At 60.6% G+C, this 18052-nt stretch carries 9 protein-coding genes and 2 pseudogenes; 6 read left to right on the top strand and 5 right to left on the bottom strand.

Annotated elements, in window-relative coordinates; all coding sequences use genetic code 11:
• Nucleotides 1-225: 225 nt before the first annotated feature.
• Complete coding sequence (gene putP / locus AF70_RS11315; RefSeq protein ID WP_019581897.1) at nt 226-1710, bottom strand: sodium/proline symporter PutP; 1485 nt, start codon at nt 1708-1710, stop codon at nt 226-228.
• Nucleotides 1711-2170: 460 nt separating this feature from the next.
• Between putP and putA the strand changes: the two genes are divergently transcribed.
• Together putA and AF70_RS11305 are read left to right on the top strand one after the other, a co-directional pair.
• Nucleotides 2171-6124, top strand: coding sequence for a trifunctional transcriptional regulator/proline dehydrogenase/L-glutamate gamma-semialdehyde dehydrogenase (gene putA / locus AF70_RS11310; protein WP_028939631.1), 3954 nt, complete (start codon nt 2171-2173; stop codon nt 6122-6124).
• Between the two features lie 143 nt (nt 6125-6267).
• On the top strand, nt 6268-8070 hold the full coding sequence (locus tag AF70_RS11305; protein WP_028939630.1) for an acyl-CoA dehydrogenase: 1803 nt from the start codon (nt 6268-6270) through the stop codon (nt 8068-8070).
• Between the two features lie 119 nt (nt 8071-8189).
• Here AF70_RS11305 and AF70_RS30065 read toward each other — a convergent pair whose 3' ends face one another.
• The 4 genes and pseudogenes from AF70_RS30065 to AF70_RS11290 form a co-directional block, all read right to left on the bottom strand.
• A complete protein-coding gene (locus tag AF70_RS30065; protein ID WP_371929200.1) occupies nt 8190-8921 on the bottom strand; it encodes a methyl-accepting chemotaxis protein in 732 nt (243 codons plus the stop codon).
• A 132-nt stretch (nt 8922-9053) separates the two neighbouring features.
• Nucleotides 9054-10082, bottom strand: a pseudogene (locus AF70_RS30060) (cache domain-containing protein); the annotation flags it as partial.
• 145 nt (nt 10083-10227) lie between these two features.
• On the bottom strand, nt 10228-10530 hold the full coding sequence (locus tag AF70_RS11295; protein ID WP_019581893.1) for a cell division protein ZapA: 303 nt from the start codon (nt 10528-10530) through the stop codon (nt 10228-10230).
• On the bottom strand, nt 10527-10757 hold the full coding sequence (locus AF70_RS11290; RefSeq protein ID WP_019581892.1) for a hypothetical protein: 231 nt from the start codon (nt 10755-10757) through the stop codon (nt 10527-10529). The genes AF70_RS11295 and AF70_RS11290 overlap by 4 nt, the downstream gene beginning before the upstream one ends.
• 209 nt (nt 10758-10966) lie before the next feature.
• Here AF70_RS11290 and AF70_RS30055 point away from each other — a divergent pair.
• The 4 genes and pseudogenes from AF70_RS30055 to mscK form a co-directional block, all read left to right on the top strand.
• A pseudogene (locus tag AF70_RS30055) lies at nt 10967-11803 on the top strand (MCP four helix bundle domain-containing protein); the annotation flags it as partial.
• Nucleotides 11786-12658, top strand: a complete 873-nt coding sequence (locus AF70_RS30050; RefSeq protein WP_371916747.1) for a methyl-accepting chemotaxis protein — start codon at nt 11786-11788, stop codon at nt 12656-12658. The pseudogene AF70_RS30055 and the gene AF70_RS30050, both read left to right, overlap by 18 nt.
• Nucleotides 12659-12915: 257 nt before the next feature.
• Complete coding sequence (locus AF70_RS11280; protein WP_019581890.1) at nt 12916-14658, top strand: potassium/proton antiporter; 1743 nt, start codon at nt 12916-12918, stop codon at nt 14656-14658.
• Between the two features lie 34 nt (nt 14659-14692).
• The gene (gene mscK, locus AF70_RS11275; RefSeq protein ID WP_028939628.1) at nt 14693-18043 is read left to right on the top strand and encodes a mechanosensitive channel MscK; all 3351 of its coding nucleotides are present in this window, start codon (nt 14693-14695) and stop codon (nt 18041-18043) included.
• The last annotated feature ends 9 nt before the right edge of the window (nt 18044-18052 follow it).

Here is an 18052-nt window from a genome sequence, read left to right as displayed (position 1 = left end):
GATTCTGCATGAGCGACAAGGGGTGTTGATGGAGGGACAAGGAAATCAGATTTACCCTGCTTTTTTAGGGATTTTTCCTTCAAAAAACTGGATAAGGCACTACAGACATTCCTGTCAGAAGCACCGCCGAACAAATGTGGGAGCACAAAAAAAAACGGCCCGCCTCCAAAAGGAAGCGGGCCGTTTTCATGTTCGGCGAAAGGTCAGAGCATCAGCTCATCCCCCTCACTGGTTCAGGCGGAAATCCTTCTCGGCCGCGGCGAAGCGCGAAAGCATGCCGCTGGTCGGCGCGCCCATTTTGCTGACGATGTAGATCGCCAGGCTGGCGAAGATGAAACCAGGGATGATTTCGTACAGGCCCAGCAGTTCGAAGTGTTTCCAGACGATCACAGTGATCGCGCCGACCAGGATGCCGGCCAGTGCGCCGTTGCGGGTCATGTTTTTCCAGATCACGGAGATCAGAACAACCGGACCGAACGCAGCACCGAAACCTGCCCAGGCGTAGCTGACCAGACCCAGTACACGGTTTTGCGGGTTAGCCGCCAGAGCGATAGCGATCAGCGCAACCAGCAGCACCATGGCACGGCCGACCCAGACCAGCTCAACCTGGGAAGCACTTTTACGCAGGAAAGTTTTGTAGAAGTCTTCGGTCAGGGCGCTCGAGCACACCAGCAATTGGCAGCTCAGCGTACTCATCACCGCCGCCAGAATGGCCGACAGCAACACACCGGCAACCCACGGGTTGAACAGGATTTTCGCCAGTTCGATGAACACACGTTCGTGGTTTTCGCTCACCGGCAAGGCCAGGGCAGGGTTGGCCGAGAAGTAAGCGATGCCGAAGAAACCTACCGCGACGGTGCCGCCCAGGCACAGGATCATCCAGGTCATGGAGATGCGACGGGCGTTGGCGATCGACTTGACCGAATCCGCCGCCATGAAACGCGCCAGGATGTGCGGCTGGCCGAAGTAGCCAAGACCCCAGCCCATCAGCGAAATCACGCCGATGAAGGTGGTGTTTTTCAGCATGTCGAAGTTGCTTGGGTCTTGCGCTTCAATGGCCAGGAACGTGGTGTCGATGCCGCCAGTGGCCAGCAGTACGATGATCGGCGTCAGCAACAGGGCGAAGATCATCAACGTGGCTTGTACGGTGTCGGTCCAGCTCACTGCCAGGAAACCACCAACGAAGGTGTAGGCAATCGTCGCCGCAGCACCGGCCCACAGCGCGGTCTCGTAGGACATGCCGAAGGTGCTTTCGAACAGACGGGCACCGGCCACGATGCCGGAAGCGCAGTAGATGGTGAAGAACACCAGGATCACGACCGCGGAGATAATCCGCAGCAGGCCGCTTTTATCTTCGAAACGGCTGGAGAAGTAGTCCGGCAGGGTCAGCGCATCGCCGTTGTGCTCGGTCTGCACACGCAGACGGCCGGCGACGAACAGCCAGTTCAGGTAAGCACCGACGATCAGGCCGATGGCGATCCAGCTTTCGGAAAGACCGGACATGTAGATAGCGCCCGGCAGGCCCATCAACAACCAGCCGCTCATGTCGGAAGCACCGGCAGAGAGTGCGGTCACGACGCTGCCCAGGCTACGGCCGCCCAGAATGTAGTCAGAAAGGTTGTTGGTGGAGCGATAGGCCATGAAGCCGATCAGCACCATTGCTGCGATGTAGATCACGAACGTGATCAGGGTTGGATTGCTTACGCTCATTGAGTTACGCCCTGGCATTGTTTTTATGTAGCGGCGGCTGGTGAACCGCTCGCAAACGATGACGTTTGACAGACGATTCGGGGGCCCGCGCATTTATGACTGATGTTTCCCCAGGAAAGCCATCAGCCGGTGCTCCGATTTTTTGACCGGTTGCACCTTGGCCGCGAATGCTATTCAACAATGCAAATAAGGTGCAACCAGTTTCGTTCGAATAAGTTGCACCTAATCGGATTTACCTGAAAACAGTCGGTTTTTGCTCCTTTTTAGGGCGTTTTCCGGATTGCGCTAGAAGTAAAAGCACCAAGCAGGAGCGGTCCGGGTGTACCAGAATTTATTTCCTGACGAGCTGCTTATTATTCCGGCAAAAAAAGGGTTGCACCCGGTTGCACCTCAACCAGCGCACAGCTAATCTTGCCGTCAGCTGATGCCACGCGGTCGTGGCAAACATGAGGATAAAAATATGGCTACCACCACCCTTGGGGTCAAACTTGACGACCCGACCCGCGAACGCCTCAAGGCCGCCGCGACCTCGATTGATCGCACGCCGCACTGGCTGATCAAGCAGGCAATTTTCAATTACCTGGAAAAACTCGAGGGTGGTGCAACCCTGTCCGAGCTGAACGGTTTGAATGGCAAGGAAGTCGATGAAGCCGGCGAGGTCCACGTCGATCACGCGCACCAGTGCTTCCTGGAATTCGCCGAAAGCATCCTGCCGCAATCGGTGCTGCGCGCCTCGATCACTGCCGCTTACCGTCGCCCGGAACCTGAAGTGGTGCCGATGCTGATCGAACAAGCTCGCTTGCCGGCACCGATGGCCGACGCCACCAACAAGCTCGCCGCCTCGATTGCCGAGAAACTGCGTAATCAGAAGAGCGCCGGCGGCCGTGCCGGAATTGTTCAGGGCCTGTTGCAGGAATTTTCCCTGTCCTCCCAGGAAGGCGTGGCGCTGATGTGCCTGGCCGAAGCGCTGCTGCGCATCCCGGACAAAGGCACCCGCGACGCGCTGATCCGCGACAAGATCAGCACCGGCAACTGGCAACCTCACCTGGGCAATAGCCCGTCGCTGTTCGTCAACGCCGCCACTTGGGGCTTGCTGCTGACCGGCAAACTGGTCGCCACCCATAACGAAGCCGGCCTGACCTCGTCCCTGAGCCGCATCATCGGCAAGAGCGGCGAGCCGATGATCCGCAAGGGCGTCGACATGGCCATGCGCCTGATGGGCGAGCAGTTCGTCACCGGCGAAACCATCGCCGAAGCCCTGGCCAACGCCAGCAAGTTCGAAGCCAAAGGCTTCCGCTATTCCTACGACATGCTGGGTGAAGCCGCCCTCACCGAACATGACGCCCAGAAGTACCTGGCCTCGTACGAACAAGCCATCCATGCGATCGGCAAAGCCTCCCACGGTCGTGGGATTTACGAAGGCCCGGGCATTTCGATCAAGCTGTCCGCCTTGCACCCGCGTTACAGCCGCGCCCAGTACGAGCGCGTGATGGACGAGCTGTACCCGCGCCTGCTGTCGCTGACCCTGCTGGCCAAGCAATACGATATCGGCCTGAACATCGACGCCGAAGAAGCCGACCGCCTCGAGTTGTCGCTGGATCTGCTGGAGCGCCTGTGCTTCGAGCCGCAACTGACCGGCTGGAACGGTATCGGTTTCGTGATCCAGGCTTATCAGAAGCGCTGCCCTTACGTGATCGACTACGTGATCGATCTGGCTCGCCGCAGCCGTCATCGCCTGATGATCCGCCTGGTGAAAGGCGCTTACTGGGACAGCGAAATCAAACGCGCCCAGGTCGAAGGCCTAGAGGGCTATCCGGTCTACACCCGCAAGGTGTACACCGACGTTTCCTACATCGCCTGCGCGCGCAAACTGCTGTCGGTACCGGAAGTCATCTACCCGCAGTTCGCCACGCACAACGCCCACACCCTGTCGGCCATCTATCACATTGCCGGTCAGAACTATTACCCGGGTCAGTACGAGTTCCAGTGCCTGCACGGCATGGGCGAACCACTGTACGAACAGGTTGTAGGCAAAGTCTCCGAAGGCAAGCTGAACCGTCCGTGCCGCGTGTACGCTCCGGTCGGCACCCACGAAACCCTGCTGGCGTACCTGGTGCGTCGTCTGCTGGAAAACGGCGCGAACACCTCGTTCGTTAACCGCATTGCCGACCAGTCGATCTCGATTCAGGAACTGGTGGCCGATCCGGTGGCCAGCATCGAGCAGATGGCGACGCTGGAAGGCGGCTTCGGCCTGCCGCACCCGCGCATCCCGCTGCCACGTGACCTGTACGGTGCCGAGCGCGCCAACTCCAGCGGCATCGACATGGCCAACGAACATCGTTTGGCTTCGCTGTCGTGCGCGCTGCTGGCCACCGCGCACAACAACTGGAAAGCCGCGCCGATGCTCGGTTGCGCCTCCAGCACTGAAACCCCTGCGCCAGTCCTGAACCCGTCCGATCTGCGTGACGTGGTGGGCCACGTGCAGGAAGCCACCGTCGAAGACGTCGACAACGCGATCCAGTGCGCCTTGAATGCTGCGCCGATCTGGCAGGCCACGCCGCCGGCCGAACGCGCCGCGATTCTGGAACGTGCCGCCGATTTGATGGAAGGCGAGATCCAGCCGCTGATGGGCCTGTTGGCTCGCGAAGCCGGCAAGACGTTCGCCAACGCCATCGCCGAAGTGCGTGAAGCCGTGGACTTCCTGCGTTATTACGCGGTGCAGGCACGCAACGATTTCACCAACGACGCCCACCGCCCACTGGGCCCGGTGGTGTGCATCAGCCCGTGGAACTTCCCGCTGGCAATCTTCAGTGGCCAAGTGGCTGCTGCTTTGGCCGCCGGTAACCCGGTACTGGCCAAGCCTGCCGAGCAAACCCCGCTGGTCGCTGCTCAAGCCGTGCGCCTGCTGCTCGAAGCCGGGATTCCGGAAGGCGTGCTGCAACTGCTGCCGGGCCGTGGCGAAACCGTCGGTGCCCGCCTGGTCGGCGACGATCGGGTCAAAGGCGTGATGTTCACCGGCTCCACCGAAGTCGCGCGCCTGCTGCAACGCAACATCGCCGGTCGCCTGGATGCCCAGGGCCGTCCGATTCCGCTGATCGCCGAAACCGGCGGCCAGAACGCGATGATCGTCGACTCCTCGGCACTGACCGAACAAGTCGTCATCGACGTGGTGTCGTCAGCCTTCGACAGTGCTGGTCAACGCTGCTCGGCGCTGCGGGTGCTGTGCTTGCAGGAAGATTCCGCTGATCGTGTCATCGAAATGCTCAAGGGCGCCATGGCGGAATGCCGTCTTGGCAATCCAGAGCGCCTGTCCGTGGACATCGGCCCGGTGATCGACGCCGAAGCCAAGGCCGGCATCGAGAAGCACATCCAGGCCATGCGCGACAAAGGTCGCAACGTGTACCAGGTGGCGATCGCCAACAGCGAAGAAGTCAAACGCGGCACCTTCGTCATGCCGACCCTGATCGAGCTGGAAAGCTTCGACGAGCTGCAACGGGAGATCTTTGGCCCGGTGCTGCACGTGGTGCGCTACAAGCGCAAAGACATCGACCAACTGATCGGCCAGATCAATGCATCCGGCTACGGCCTGACTCTCGGCGTGCACACTCGCATCGACGAAACCATCGCCAAGGTGATCGACAACGTCAACGCCGGTAACGTCTACGTCAACCGCAACATCGTTGGTGCCGTGGTCGGCGTGCAACCGTTCGGCGGCGAAGGCCTGTCGGGCACCGGTCCGAAGGCTGGCGGTCCGCTGTACCTGTACCGCCTGCTGTCGACGCGTCCTACCGACGCGATCGAACAATCCTTCGCTCGCGGCGATGCTATCGCTGCACCGGATGTGCGTCTGCGTGACGCCATGAGCAAACCGCTGACCGCGCTGCAAGCCTGGGCCGACAGCAACAAACTCACGGATTTGAGCGCCCTGTGCGTGCAGTTCGCGGCGCAATCGCAAAGCGGGATCACCCGCGTGCTGGCCGGCCCGACCGGCGAGCGCAACAGCTACGCCATCCTGCCGCGCGAACACGTGCTGTGTCTGGCGGATGTAGAAGGCGATCTGCTGACTCAACTGGCCGCGGTATTGGCCGTCGGCGGCTCGGCGGTGTGGCCGGACGCGGAACCGGGCAAGGCCTTGTTCGCACGTCTGCCGAAAGAAGTGCAGGCACGGATCAAGCGGGTAGCCGACTGGACCAAGGACGAAGTGGTGATTGATGCCGTTCTGCATCATGGCCATTCCGATCAGCTGCGTGCGGTGTGCCAGCAAGTGGCCAAGCGGGCGGGGGCGATTGTCGGGGTTCATGGTTTGTCCCAGGGTGAAACCAACATTGCGCTGGAGCGTCTGGTAATCGAGCGGGCGTTGAGCGTAAACACCGCTGCGGCGGGTGGTAATGCCAGCTTGATGACTATCGGTTAAACCGTAATAAAGCCGGGCGCCTGCAATGGGCGTCCGGTTTTTCAAGCAAGATCTTTTGCTTCTCCATCACCAAGATCAATCATCCTGTTCAGCCTCTATTCCCACGCCTAGACTCGGACCATCCCAAATAAAGGTAGGCCGCCATGTCCGAGACGTTGCTCAGTTCCCGCAATCTGGCTTTCGAGCTGTATGAAGTCCTTGATGCCGAGGGCCTGACCCAACGTGAGCGTTTCGCCGAGCACAATCGCGAGACCTTCGATGCCGCCATCGGCACCGCCCGCAACATCGCCGAGAAGTTCTTCGCCCCGCACAACCGCAAGGGCGATGAGAACGAGCCGCGCTATGAGGACGGTCAGGCGATTCTGATTCCAGAAGTGAAACCGGCAGTGGATGCCTTCCTCGAAGCCGGTTTCCTCAACGCCGCGCGCAGTTTCGATGCCGGCGGCATGCAACTTCCTACGCTGCTGTCCCAGGCTTGCTTCGCGCACTTTCAATCGGCCAACGCGGCGTCGACCTCCTACCCGTTCTTGACTATGGGCGCGGCCAACCTGATTGAAAGCTTCGGCACCGATGAGCAGAAGCAGCGTTTTCTGCAACCGATGATCGACGGTCGCTTCTTCGGCACCATGGCACTGACCGAGCCCCACGCTGGCTCATCACTGTCGGATATTCGTACCCGCGCCGAGCCGGCGTCCGACGGCACCTATCGACTCAAGGGCAACAAGATCTTCATCTCCGGCGGTGACCACCCGCTGTCGGAAAACATCGTGCACATGGTGTTGGCCAAGTTGCCGGACGCACCGGCTGGGGTGAAGGGGATCTCGCTGTTTATCGTGCCCAAGTTTTTGGTCAACGATGACGGCAGTCTCGGCAAGCGCAACGATGTGCTGCTGGCCGGTTTGTTCCACAAGATGGGCTGGCGCGGCACCACCTCCACCGCGCTGAACTTCGGCGACAACGGTGAGTGTGTCGGCTATCTGGTGGGCAAGCCGCACCATGGCTTGAGCTACATGTTCCAGATGATGAACGAGGCGCGGATCGGTGTCGGCATGGGCGCGGTGATGCTGGGCTACGCCGGGTATCTGTATTCCCTGGAATACGCCCGCGAGCGTCCGCAAGGTCGGGTGCCGGACAGCAAGGATCCGACCACCGCACCGGTGGCAATCATTCAGCACGCCGACGTCAAACGCATGCTGCTGACCCAGAAAGCCTACGTCGAAGGCGCGTTCGACCTCGGGTTGTACGCCGCGCGGCTGTTCGACGACACCACGACGCTTGAAGGCGAAGCCGAGCGCAAACAGGCCCACGAGCTATTGGATCTGCTGACGCCGATCGTCAAATCCTGGCCGTCGGAGTTTTGCCTGAAGGCCAACGAACTGGCGATCCAGATTCTCGGCGGTCACGGCTACACCCGCGAATATCCGGTGGAGCAGTATTACCGCGACAACCGCCTGAACCCGATCCATGAAGGCACCCACGGCATTCAGTCGCTGGACTTGCTGGGGCGCAAACTGGCGCAAAACGGTGGCGCGGGGCTCAAGCAATTGATCCGTCTGATCGCCGACACCGCCGAGCGGGCGCAGGCGCATGAGTCGCTGACTCCATTGCGTGAACCGCTGGAAAAACTGGTGGCTCGCCTGCAAACCGTGACCATCGGCCTGCTGACCGATCTGGCCCAAGGCAAGGTCAACAGCAGCCTGGCGAACTCGGCGCTGTACCTGAAAGTGTTCGGTCATACAGTGATCGGCTGGCGCTGGCTGGAACAGGCGATTCGTGCCGAGGAAGGGTTGGCCAAGGCTAATGCGGCGGATGTGAGCTTCTATAAAGGCAAGTTACAGGCGGCGCGGTATTTCCTGACGTGGGAAGTGCCGGGTTGCCACCATGAACTGGCGATTCTTGAGGCGCGGGATGATGTGTGCCTGAGCATGCAGGATGAGTGGTTCTGACCCCCTCACACTGATCGTTCCCACGCTCCGCGTGGGAATGCCTCAGGGGACGCTTCGCGTTCCAATGGGACGCGGAGCGTCCCGGGCTGCATTCCCACGCGGAGCGTGGGAACGATCGGTTAGGTGAGTTTGAAACTGCCCATCTGCCGCGCCAAATCATCGGCCAGGCGCTGCAACGTCTGACAGTCTTCACGACAAGCCCTGACCTCCCCCGCCGTCGCCCGCGCCAAATCGGAAATGCCCTGCACGTTGCGGTTGATCTCTTCCGTCACCGCCGATTGCTCTTCCGTCGCTGTGGCCACCTGATGGTTCATGTCGCTGATGTGCTCGACCTGCCCGGTAATCGCCGTCAACGACGCCCCGGTGCGCTGGCTTGACTCAACCCCCGTGCCGGTCGCCGCTTGCCCGGCGTGCATTGAAGACACTGCATGCTCCGCGCCCTGCTTGAGGCTGCCGATCATCTGCTGGATCTCGTCGGTGGACGACTGCGTCCGTCGCGCCAGGGTCCGCACTTCATCGGCCACCACCGCAAAGCCGCGCCCCATATCCCCGGCCCGCGCCGCTTCGATGGCGGCGTTGAGCGCGAGCAAATTGGTCTGCTCGGAAATCCCGCGAATCACCGCCAGCACTTGATCGATGGACGCCACCTGCAGGGCCAACTCACCCACCGCTCCGGCGGCGACGCCAATTTCGTCAGACATACTTTCTATATGCCGAATCGACCCACCCACCACTTCCCGCGCCTGCAGCGCTTCATCCCGCGCGGTTTGCGAAGCGACCGCCGCGTTGCCAGCGTTCTGGGCGATTTCCTGCACGGTCAGCCCCATCTCATGGACGGCGGTGGCAACCATGTCGGTCATTTCCTGCTGACGTCCAGAACGCTCAGCAGTGTTGTCCACCACCCGCGCCACCTGGCCGACCGCCGTGCGTAAACGCTCACTGGTGGCCAGCACTTCGCCGATCATCTCGCGCTGACTTTCCAGGAACCGATTAAAGCCGCGAGCCAGGTCACCCAACTCATCGGCGCGGCTGGAATCTAACCTGTGGGTCAAATCTCCACCACCGCTACCGATGGCAACCAACGCCGCTGTTACCTGACGAATCGGTCGCACCAATCCACGAGCCAGCAACACCACCAATAAAAGACAAACCAACGCCACCGCCAGACCAATGCCGCCGCTCATCCACATCGCCCGGCGAGCTTCAGCGTAGATCTGCGACTGCGGCACTTCGGCCACCAGGGTCCAGCCCAGATCACGCAGCGGCAGGCTCAAGGCCAGAAACTCTTCGTCATCGCGCGCAAAACTGCTGCTGCCAGACGCGGTGGAGGTCATCACCGCTTGCGCCGCCGAAGCGCCGATCTGTTCGACCAGCGTACGTTTGCCGCTGAACTGCGCCTCGGGATGAACCTGGATCAAACCGTCGGAGCGCACGAGATAGACCTTGCCGCGCTCACCGAAGTTGAAGTTGTGGATCAGCTCCGACAGCTCTTTCATGCTCAGGCCCAGCCCGGCCACGCCCACGACTTTACCGGCCTGCTCGACCTTGAGGTCGATGAACAGCGCCAACTCGCCGGTGGCGGTGTCATTGTCGATATTGAGGGTGCGCGGTTGATTGCTGTCGAGGAACGAATAGAACCAGGCGTCATTGGGATTGGAGCGGCTGAGTGTGCGGTCCAGGCCCTTTTCGGTGAGGTAATGGTTTGAAGCGGCACCGATGATCAGCGCGGTAAAGGCTTTGTGCTCAGCGCGGATGCCTTCCAGGTAACTGACGAAGGTCGCGGTCTGGGCAGTGTTTTCGCCTCCGGCCAACCAGTCGCGCACCATGCTGTTACTGGCGATGTCCTTGGCGGCGGTGAGGGGTTGAACGAGGATGCGCTCGATGTCGTTGCGCATCGCTTCGATGCTCGACGGCAACGCCTGCTCGACCAGATAGCGCTGGGCGAGGCGGTTGACCACGAGGGTATAAATGCCAACCACGATCAGAATACTGACCAGCAGGGCGGTGCCCATGCTCAGGATCAACTGCCATTGAATACTGCGTCGCCAGACCTGCATGGAGCACCCCCAAAGAATAAGAGGCTGAAACACTGCAACAGCCATGCCGATTGTATACAACACAAACGACAATTTATTCTTTGGTTGTGCGCAAAGCCGCTCAGGCCTGTTTGATCGTCTTGGCGATCACTTCAACCGTGGCGCTGACTTGCTCTTGGTAACGGTCGAGTTCCTGCTGGTGACGCTTTTGCATTTCGATCTGCTGCGAGCACAGATTCATCGCCGCCAGCACCAGCAAGCGGTCACCGATCAGCGCCGGGTATTTCTTTTTGGTCTCGGCCAGAGCGGCCTTCAACATTAAGGCGGCGTCCAGCAGGGTCTGCTCTTCCCCGGCCGGCGCCTTGATTGAATAGTCTTCACCTAGAATCGAGACGACTTTTACCCCTGCGGCGCCGTAACTCATGCGCTGACAGGGCCGGCGCTGACGCGCTCAACCAAGGCCTGAATGCGTGCAACGGTGGCGCCTTGTTTCTCTTCCTGCTCCATCAGGCTCAGTTGCAAGCTTTCGTTTTCATCCTTGACCTGGGCCAGCTCCGCACTCAGGGATTGATTGGTGCCGAGCAGAACCTGGTTCTGTTGCACCAGGTCGCTGACCAGTTGTTCCAATTGGCTTAGGGATGCTTCTAACATTTTGATTTTCCGGGCATTTTCAAAGGGCGCGTACGATAAAGAAAAGTCACTGTGGAAGCCAGGGTTATGCAGGCGCAAGGCCTTGATTTTCCTGGCAGTCGACCTTCCTCGCGAACTTTAAAGACTGTGATTGGCGGTTCTGGTTCCTGCACTTCGTCGTCGCGGCCCTACTGCGACAAATACGCGCAGCGACTCAAGACTTTAGTCGTATGACCGATAAGTCATCCATACAACAGTCTCAGCCTCGCACGGAGGCGCTTTTTTCGGTGAACACCATGTCCCTAAGAAATATGAATATCGCACCGCGGGCGTTCCTCGGTTTCACCCTGATTGGCGCCATGATGCTGATCCTGGGGGTGTTCGCCCTGAACCAGATGAGCAAGATTCGCGGCGCCGCCGAGGAGATCACCTCAAACAGCGTACCGAGCATTAAAAGCCTCGACGAATTCACTCAGCTGACCCTGCGCCTGCGTGTGCTGGCCTATCGTCTGCTCGTGAATCGTGAGCCGGACGTCCAGCAGAAAACCATCGAGCTGCTGGAAACCCGAAACCAGCAGATCCGAGCGGCTCAGGCATCCTACGAAAAGTTGATCGCCAGCCCACAGGAACGTGCAGCCTATGATCAGTATGTGCAGTTACTGGGGCAGTACCGCCAGATCGAAGACCGGATGAAGAGCCTGTCGCGCAACAATCAGATCGACGAACAGCGCACACTGGTCAATACCGATTTGCTGAACAACTCTGAAGCCATGAACACCGTGCTCAATCGCTTGCTAGAGATCAACACCCAGCAGACCATCGACACCAACCAGCAAGCCGCCGACCAGTATTCTTCGGCCTTCAACCTGGTGGTGACCCTGCTGGTCATCGCCACCGGCCTGACCCTGCTGTTCGCCTGGCTGCTGACCAACAGCATCACCAAACCGATCGCCAACGCCCTGAGCGCCGCCGAAGAAATCGCCGAAGGCAACCTGACGCGCCCGATCACGGTCGATGGCGAAGATGAAGCCGGTCGTCTATTGGCCGCCATGGCGAAGATGCAGGACAAACTGCGCGACACCCTGCAACGGATTTCCGGTTCGGCCACCCAACTGGCATCCGCTGCGGAAGAACTGAACAGTGTCACCGACGAAAGCGCCCGTGGCCTGACCCAGCAGAACAACGAAATCGAACAGGCCGCCACCGCCGTCAACGAAATGACCAGCGCCGTGGAAGAAGTCGCGCGCAATGCCGTGAGCACTTCCGAAGCCTCGAAAAACGCCACCACTTCGGCGGGCGACGGTCGTGACCTGGTACAGGAGACCGTCAGCGCCATCGAACGCATGAGCGCCGACGTGCAGAGCACCGCCACTCTGATCGGCGATCTGGCCAACGAGTCGCGAGACATCGGCAAAGTGCTGGACGTGATTCGCGGCCTGGCTGACCAGACCAACCTGTTGGCGTTGAACGCTGCCATCGAAGCGGCCCGTGCCGGTGAAGCCGGTCGTGGTTTTGCGGTGGTTGCCGACGAAGTGCGCGCCCTGGCCCATCGCACCCAGCAGTCGACCAGCGAAATCGAACGCATGATCGGCAGCATCCAGAGCGGTACCGAACACGCCGTGGATTCGATGCGTAACAGCACCGAGCGCGCCGAGTCGACCTTGAACATCGCGCGCGGTGCCGGCCTGTCGCTGGACACCATCAACAGCGCCATCGTCGAAATCAACGAGCGCAACCTGGTGATCGCCAGCGCGGCCGAAGAGCAGGCGCAGGTGGCCCGTGAAGTGGACCGCAACCTGGTGAACATTCGTGACCTGTCGGTGCAATCGGCCACCGGCGCCAACCAGACGAGTGCGGCCAGCAACGAACTGTCGCGCCTGGCGCTGGACCTGAACAACATGGTTGGGCGGTTTAGCCTGTAACGGCTGCGCCCTGTGGCGAGGGAGCTTGCTCCCGCTCGGCTGCGAAGCAGTCGCATTGACCCACGCGTTGAACCTGGCGCACCGCAGCGCCGGTTTGGGGGTCGCTACGCGGCCCAGCGGGAGCAAGCCCCCTCGCCACAGGGGATGATCGCCGTCAAAAGCTTTTTGACAGCATCACATTTCAACAGGTTAGAATCGCTGGCACGCGGACTGCATGGTCAGTTTGCGCCCGCCTTTACGCTTCCGGAGTACTGCCTTTGAATGCGACGACCATCAACAGCCTGTTCTTGATCGGCGCGTTGCTGGTAGGTGCGAGCATTCTGGTGAGCTCACTTTCATCGCGCCTCGGGATCCCGATTCTGGTGATCATCCTTGCGGTGGGCATGTCGGCCGGTGTCGACGGCGCCGGCATTATTTTCGATAACTACCCCACGGCTTATCTGGTCGGCAACCTCGCCCTGGCAGTGATCTTGCTCGACGGCGGCTTACGCACCCGGGTGGCGAGTTTTCGCGTGGCGTTATGGCCGGCGCTGTCGCTGGCCACGGTCGGGGTGTTGATCACCACCGGGCTGACCGGGATGGCGGCGGCGTGGTTGTTCGACCTGAACCTGATTCAGGGCCTGCTGATCGGCGCCATCGTCGGTTCCACCGATGCCGCGGCCGTGTTCTCGCTGCTCGGCGGCAAAGGCCTGAACGAGCGGGTGACCGCCAGCCTGGAGATCGAATCCGGCAGCAACGACCCGATGGCAGTGTTTCTCACCGTCACCCTGATCGACATGCTCGCCAGCGGCCAGACTGGCCTGCACTGGAGCCTGCTCGGGCACTTGCTGCGTGAGTTCGGTATTGGCGGCGTCATCGGCCTCGCCGGTGGCTGGCTGATGCTGCAACTGGTCAACCGCATCCACCTGGCCACTGGTCTTTATCCAATTTTGGTAATTGCCGGCGGCCTGGTGGTGTTCGCCCTGACCAACGCTCTGCACGGCAGCGGCTTTTTGGCGGTGTACCTGTGCGGCCTGGTGATCGGCAACCGCCCGGTACGCAGCCGTCACGGCATTTTGCATATGCTCGACGGCATGGCCTGGCTGGCCCAGATCGGCATGTTCCTGGTGCTGGGGCTGCTGGTCACGCCCCATGACCTGCTGCCGATCGCTTTGCCGGCGCTGGGCCTGGCGCTGTGGATGATTCTGTTTGCCCGCCCGCTGTCGGTGCTGGCTGGCCTGCTGCCGTTCAAGGCGTTCCATGGACGCGAGAAGGCATTCATTTCCTGGGTTGGCCTGCGCGGTGCCGTACCGATCATTCTGGCGGTGTTCCCGCTGATGGCGGGCCTGCCCAATGCTCAACTGTATTTCAATCTGGCGTTCTTTATCGTGCTGGTGTCGCTGTTGGTGCAGGGCACAAGCCTGCCGTGGGTCGCCAAGCTTTTGAAAGTGACCGTCCCGCCGGAGCCCCTGCCGATCTCCCGATCGGCGCTGGAAGTGCATGTCACCAGCGAGTGGGAACTGTTCGTGTATCGCCTCGGTGCCGAGAAATGGTGCATCGGTTCACCCCTTCGCGAACTGAAAATGCCCGAAGGCACACGTATCGCGGCCCTGTTTCGTGGCCAGCAACTGCTCCATCCGTCGGGTAGTACGGTGCTCGAAGTCGATGATTTGCTCTGCGTGATCGGCCATGAACACAACCTTCCGGCCCTCGGAAAACTCTTCAGCCAGGCACCGCAACGGGGGCTGGATTTGCGCTTCTTCGGCGACTTCGTACTCGAAGGAGACGCCCAGCTGGGCGCGGTTGCTGCCCTGTACGGATTGAAAGTCGAGGGCATCGATCCGAACATGTCCCTGGGCCACTTCATTGCCCAGAAAGTGGGCGGCGCTCCAGTCGTCGGTGACCAGGTGGAGTGGAACAACACCCTCTGGACCGTCGCGGTCATGGAAGGGAACAAGATTGGGAAAGTGGGCGTCAGATTCCCCGAAGGAAGTCGCCCCGGCCCCGGCCTGTTCCTCTAAACTCCTTACTTCGTCTCGTTTTCGATCGGTCTCTATGTCAACTCTGCGTACCTTTTTCATCATGGCCCTGCTGGGCTTGAGTCTTTCCATCAACACGCTGCAAGCCGCCGAGCCGCCGTCCAGCGAAGCCGTGCAAGCGAGTCTGGACAAGATCGCTGACCGCAAACTGCCGGAGGCCGATCAGAAAGCCCTGCAAGCGGTCCTGCAGAGCACGCTCACCCAGCTCAACAACCGGCGTGATTACGACCAGAAGCTGATCGATCTCAAGCAGCAGTTGACCAACGCTCCAAGGCAGAACATCGAGAACCAGCGCGAGCTGACCCGCCTCAAGGCCGCCAAAGTGGTGCCGGTGGGGCAGCGCTATACCAAAGAGACGATTCAGCAGCTTGAGCAACTGCTGACCGAACGTTCCACTCAACAAAGCGACCTGCAGAAAGCCCTGGCCGAAGCGAACAGCCTGATCATTACCGCCCAGACCCGCCCCGAGCGCGCCCAGGCCGAGATCTCTGCCAGCCAGACGCGCATCCAGCAGATCAACAACATCCTCAAACTTGGCAAGGACAGCGGCAAGACCCTGACCGCCGAGCAACGCGATCAGCTCAACGCCGAGCTTGCGGCACTGAACGCCTTGATTCCGTTGCGTCGCCAGGAACTGGCCGGCAACAGCCTGTTGCAGGACCTGGGCAACAGCCAGCACGACTTGCTGTCGGAAAAATCCGATCGCCTGGATCAGGAGATCCAGGACCTGCAAACCCTGATCAACCAGAAACGCCTGGCCCAGTCGCAAGAGACCGTGACCCAGCAGTCCATCGAGGCGCAGAAGGCCGGTGGCAGTAGCCTGCTGGCCACCGAAAGCGCGGCCAACCTGAAGCTCTCCGACTACCTGCTCAAAAGCACCGACCGCCTCAACGAAGTCACTCAACAGAACCTGCAGACCAAGCAGCAACTGGACAGCGTGACCCAGAGCGACTCGGCGCTGGACGAACAGATCAACGTGCTCAAGGGCAGCCTGCTGCTCTCCAAGATTCTCTACAAACAGAAACAGGCCCTGCCGCGTCTAAGGCTCGACCGCGACTTGGCCGACCAGATTGCCGACATTCGCCTGTATCAGTTCGAAGTCAGCCAGCAACGGGAACTGCTCAGCAACCCGATCACCTACGTCGATAACCTGCTGGCGACTCAACCACCCGAGCAAGTCACCCCGCAACTGCGCAAGAGCCTGCTGGACCTGGCCAACACCCGCGCAGACCTGTTGGAGCGCTTGAATCGCGAACTGAGCGCGGTGCTCAACGAATCCATCACGCTGCAACTCAATCAGAAACAACTGCTCAGCACCGCGCAAAGTCTGCGGGCTACGCTGGACGAGCAGATGTTCTGGATTCCCAGCAACAAGCCGCTGGATCTTGAGTGGATACATAACGTACCGGAACGCCTGCAACGCCAGGTCACGACCCTGCCATGGGCCTCGAGCCTGAGCGAATTGACCGATGGCCTGACGCAACGACCGCTGCTGTTCCTGCCGCTGGCCTTGCTGATCGGCGCGCTGCTGTGGCGCCGCAAAAATCTCTATGCCCGCCTGAACAAAGTTCACCAGGACATCGGCCATTTCAAACGCGACAGTCAGTGGCATACCCCGCAAGCGATTCTGATCAACATCCTGCTGGCGATGCCGGTTTCACTGGGCCTGGCGTTGTGCGGCCTGGCCTTGCAGATCGACGCCCGCGGGCAGAACGCCAATATGGGCGCGGCGCTGTTGCAGATGGCCCAAGCCTGGTTGGTGTTCTACACCGCCTACCGCATCCTCGCACCGGGCGGCGTGGCCGAACTGCATTTCCGCTGGGAAAAACCCCAGGTCGAATTCCTTCAAGGCTGGATTCGCCGGCTCGGGCTGGTGGTGATGGCTCTGGTGACCGTGGTGGCGGTCGCCGAACTGCAACCGGCGACGCTGGCTGATGATGTGCTCGGCATGCCGGTGGTACTGACCTGCTACGCCTTGATGGCCTGGCTGCTCAGCCGGCTGCTGGTCAGCAGCCCGACCCACGAAAACGCCTCGCTGTTCCGCAAGGCCGTGGGAGTCATGTTCACCGTCCTGCCGATCGCGTTGTTCGTCGCGGTGTGCTTCGGCTACTACTACACCGCGCTGAAACTCAGCGACCGGTTGATCAACACCCTGTACCTCTTGATGTTCTGGCTGGTGATCGAAGCCACCTTCGTGCGCGGCCTCAGCGTTGCGGCACGCCGCCTGGCCTATCAGCGCGCCCTGGCCAAACGCCAGGCTGCGAAAGAGGCTGGCGACGGCGAAGCGGTGATCGAAGAGCCGACCCTGGACATCGAGAAGGTCAACGAGCAGTCCCTGCGACTGATCCGCCTGGCCCTGCTCGGCGGTTTCATCGCGGCGCTGTACTGGGTCTGGTCAGACCTGATTTCGGTGTTCTCGTACCTGGACAACATAACCCTCTACGAATACACCAGCGGCACCGGCGCCAACATGAGCATGGTGCCGATCAGCATCGGCGACATGCTCGGCGCACTGATCATCATCGGCATCACCTTCGCGCTGGCGCGCAACTTGCCGGGTCTGCTGGAAGTGTTTGTGCTGTCCAAGCTCAACCTGGCCCAGGGCAGTTCCTACGCCACGACCACGTTGCTGTCCTATGTGATCGCCGGTGTCGGTTTCGTCTCGACCCTGTCCACGCTCGGCGTGAGCTGGGACAAGTTGCAATGGCTGGTGGCGGCGCTGTCGGTGGGTCTCGGTTTCGGGATGCAGGAAATCTTCGCCAACTTCATCTCCGGCATCATGATCCTGTTCGAACGCCCGGTGCGGATCGGCGACACCATCACCATCGGCAACCTGTCGGGCACCGTGAGCAAGATCCGCATCCGTGCCACGACCATCACCGACTTCGATCGCAAGGACATCATCGTCCCGAACAAGACGTTCATCACCGGGCAACTGATCAACTGGTCGTTGACCGACACCATCACCCGGGTGACCCTCAAGCTCGGCGTCGACTACGGCTCGGATCTGGACCTGGTGAAAGAACTGTTGCTCAAGGCCGCCCGCGATAACCCGCGTGTGCTGAAGGACCCGGAACCCCACGTGTACTTCCTGAACTTCGGCGAAAGCACCCTCGACCACGAGTTGCGCATGCATGTGCGTGACCTCGGTGACCGCAACCCGGTGCTCGATGAGGTCAACCGCTTCATCAATCGCGAGTTCAAGAAGCAGCACATCAACATCTCGTTCCGGCAGATGGAGGTCTATCTCAAGAACCTTCAGGGCCAGGAGTACAAGATGGTGCCGATCGAACCGGAAGCCAAAACCGTTGTTCCGGCACCCACCAGCAAACCGCGGCAAGAGCCGCCGCCTGTCGAACTCGACTAAGCGCGCTAT

Origin of the sequence: Pseudomonas sp. KD5, assembly GCF_012932895.1 — a bacterium.
Classification (GTDB): Bacteria; Pseudomonadota; Gammaproteobacteria; order Pseudomonadales; family Pseudomonadaceae; genus Aquipseudomonas.
The sequence above is the reverse complement of the archived record's forward strand: the minus strand, read 5'-3'. Positions and strand labels throughout refer to the sequence as shown.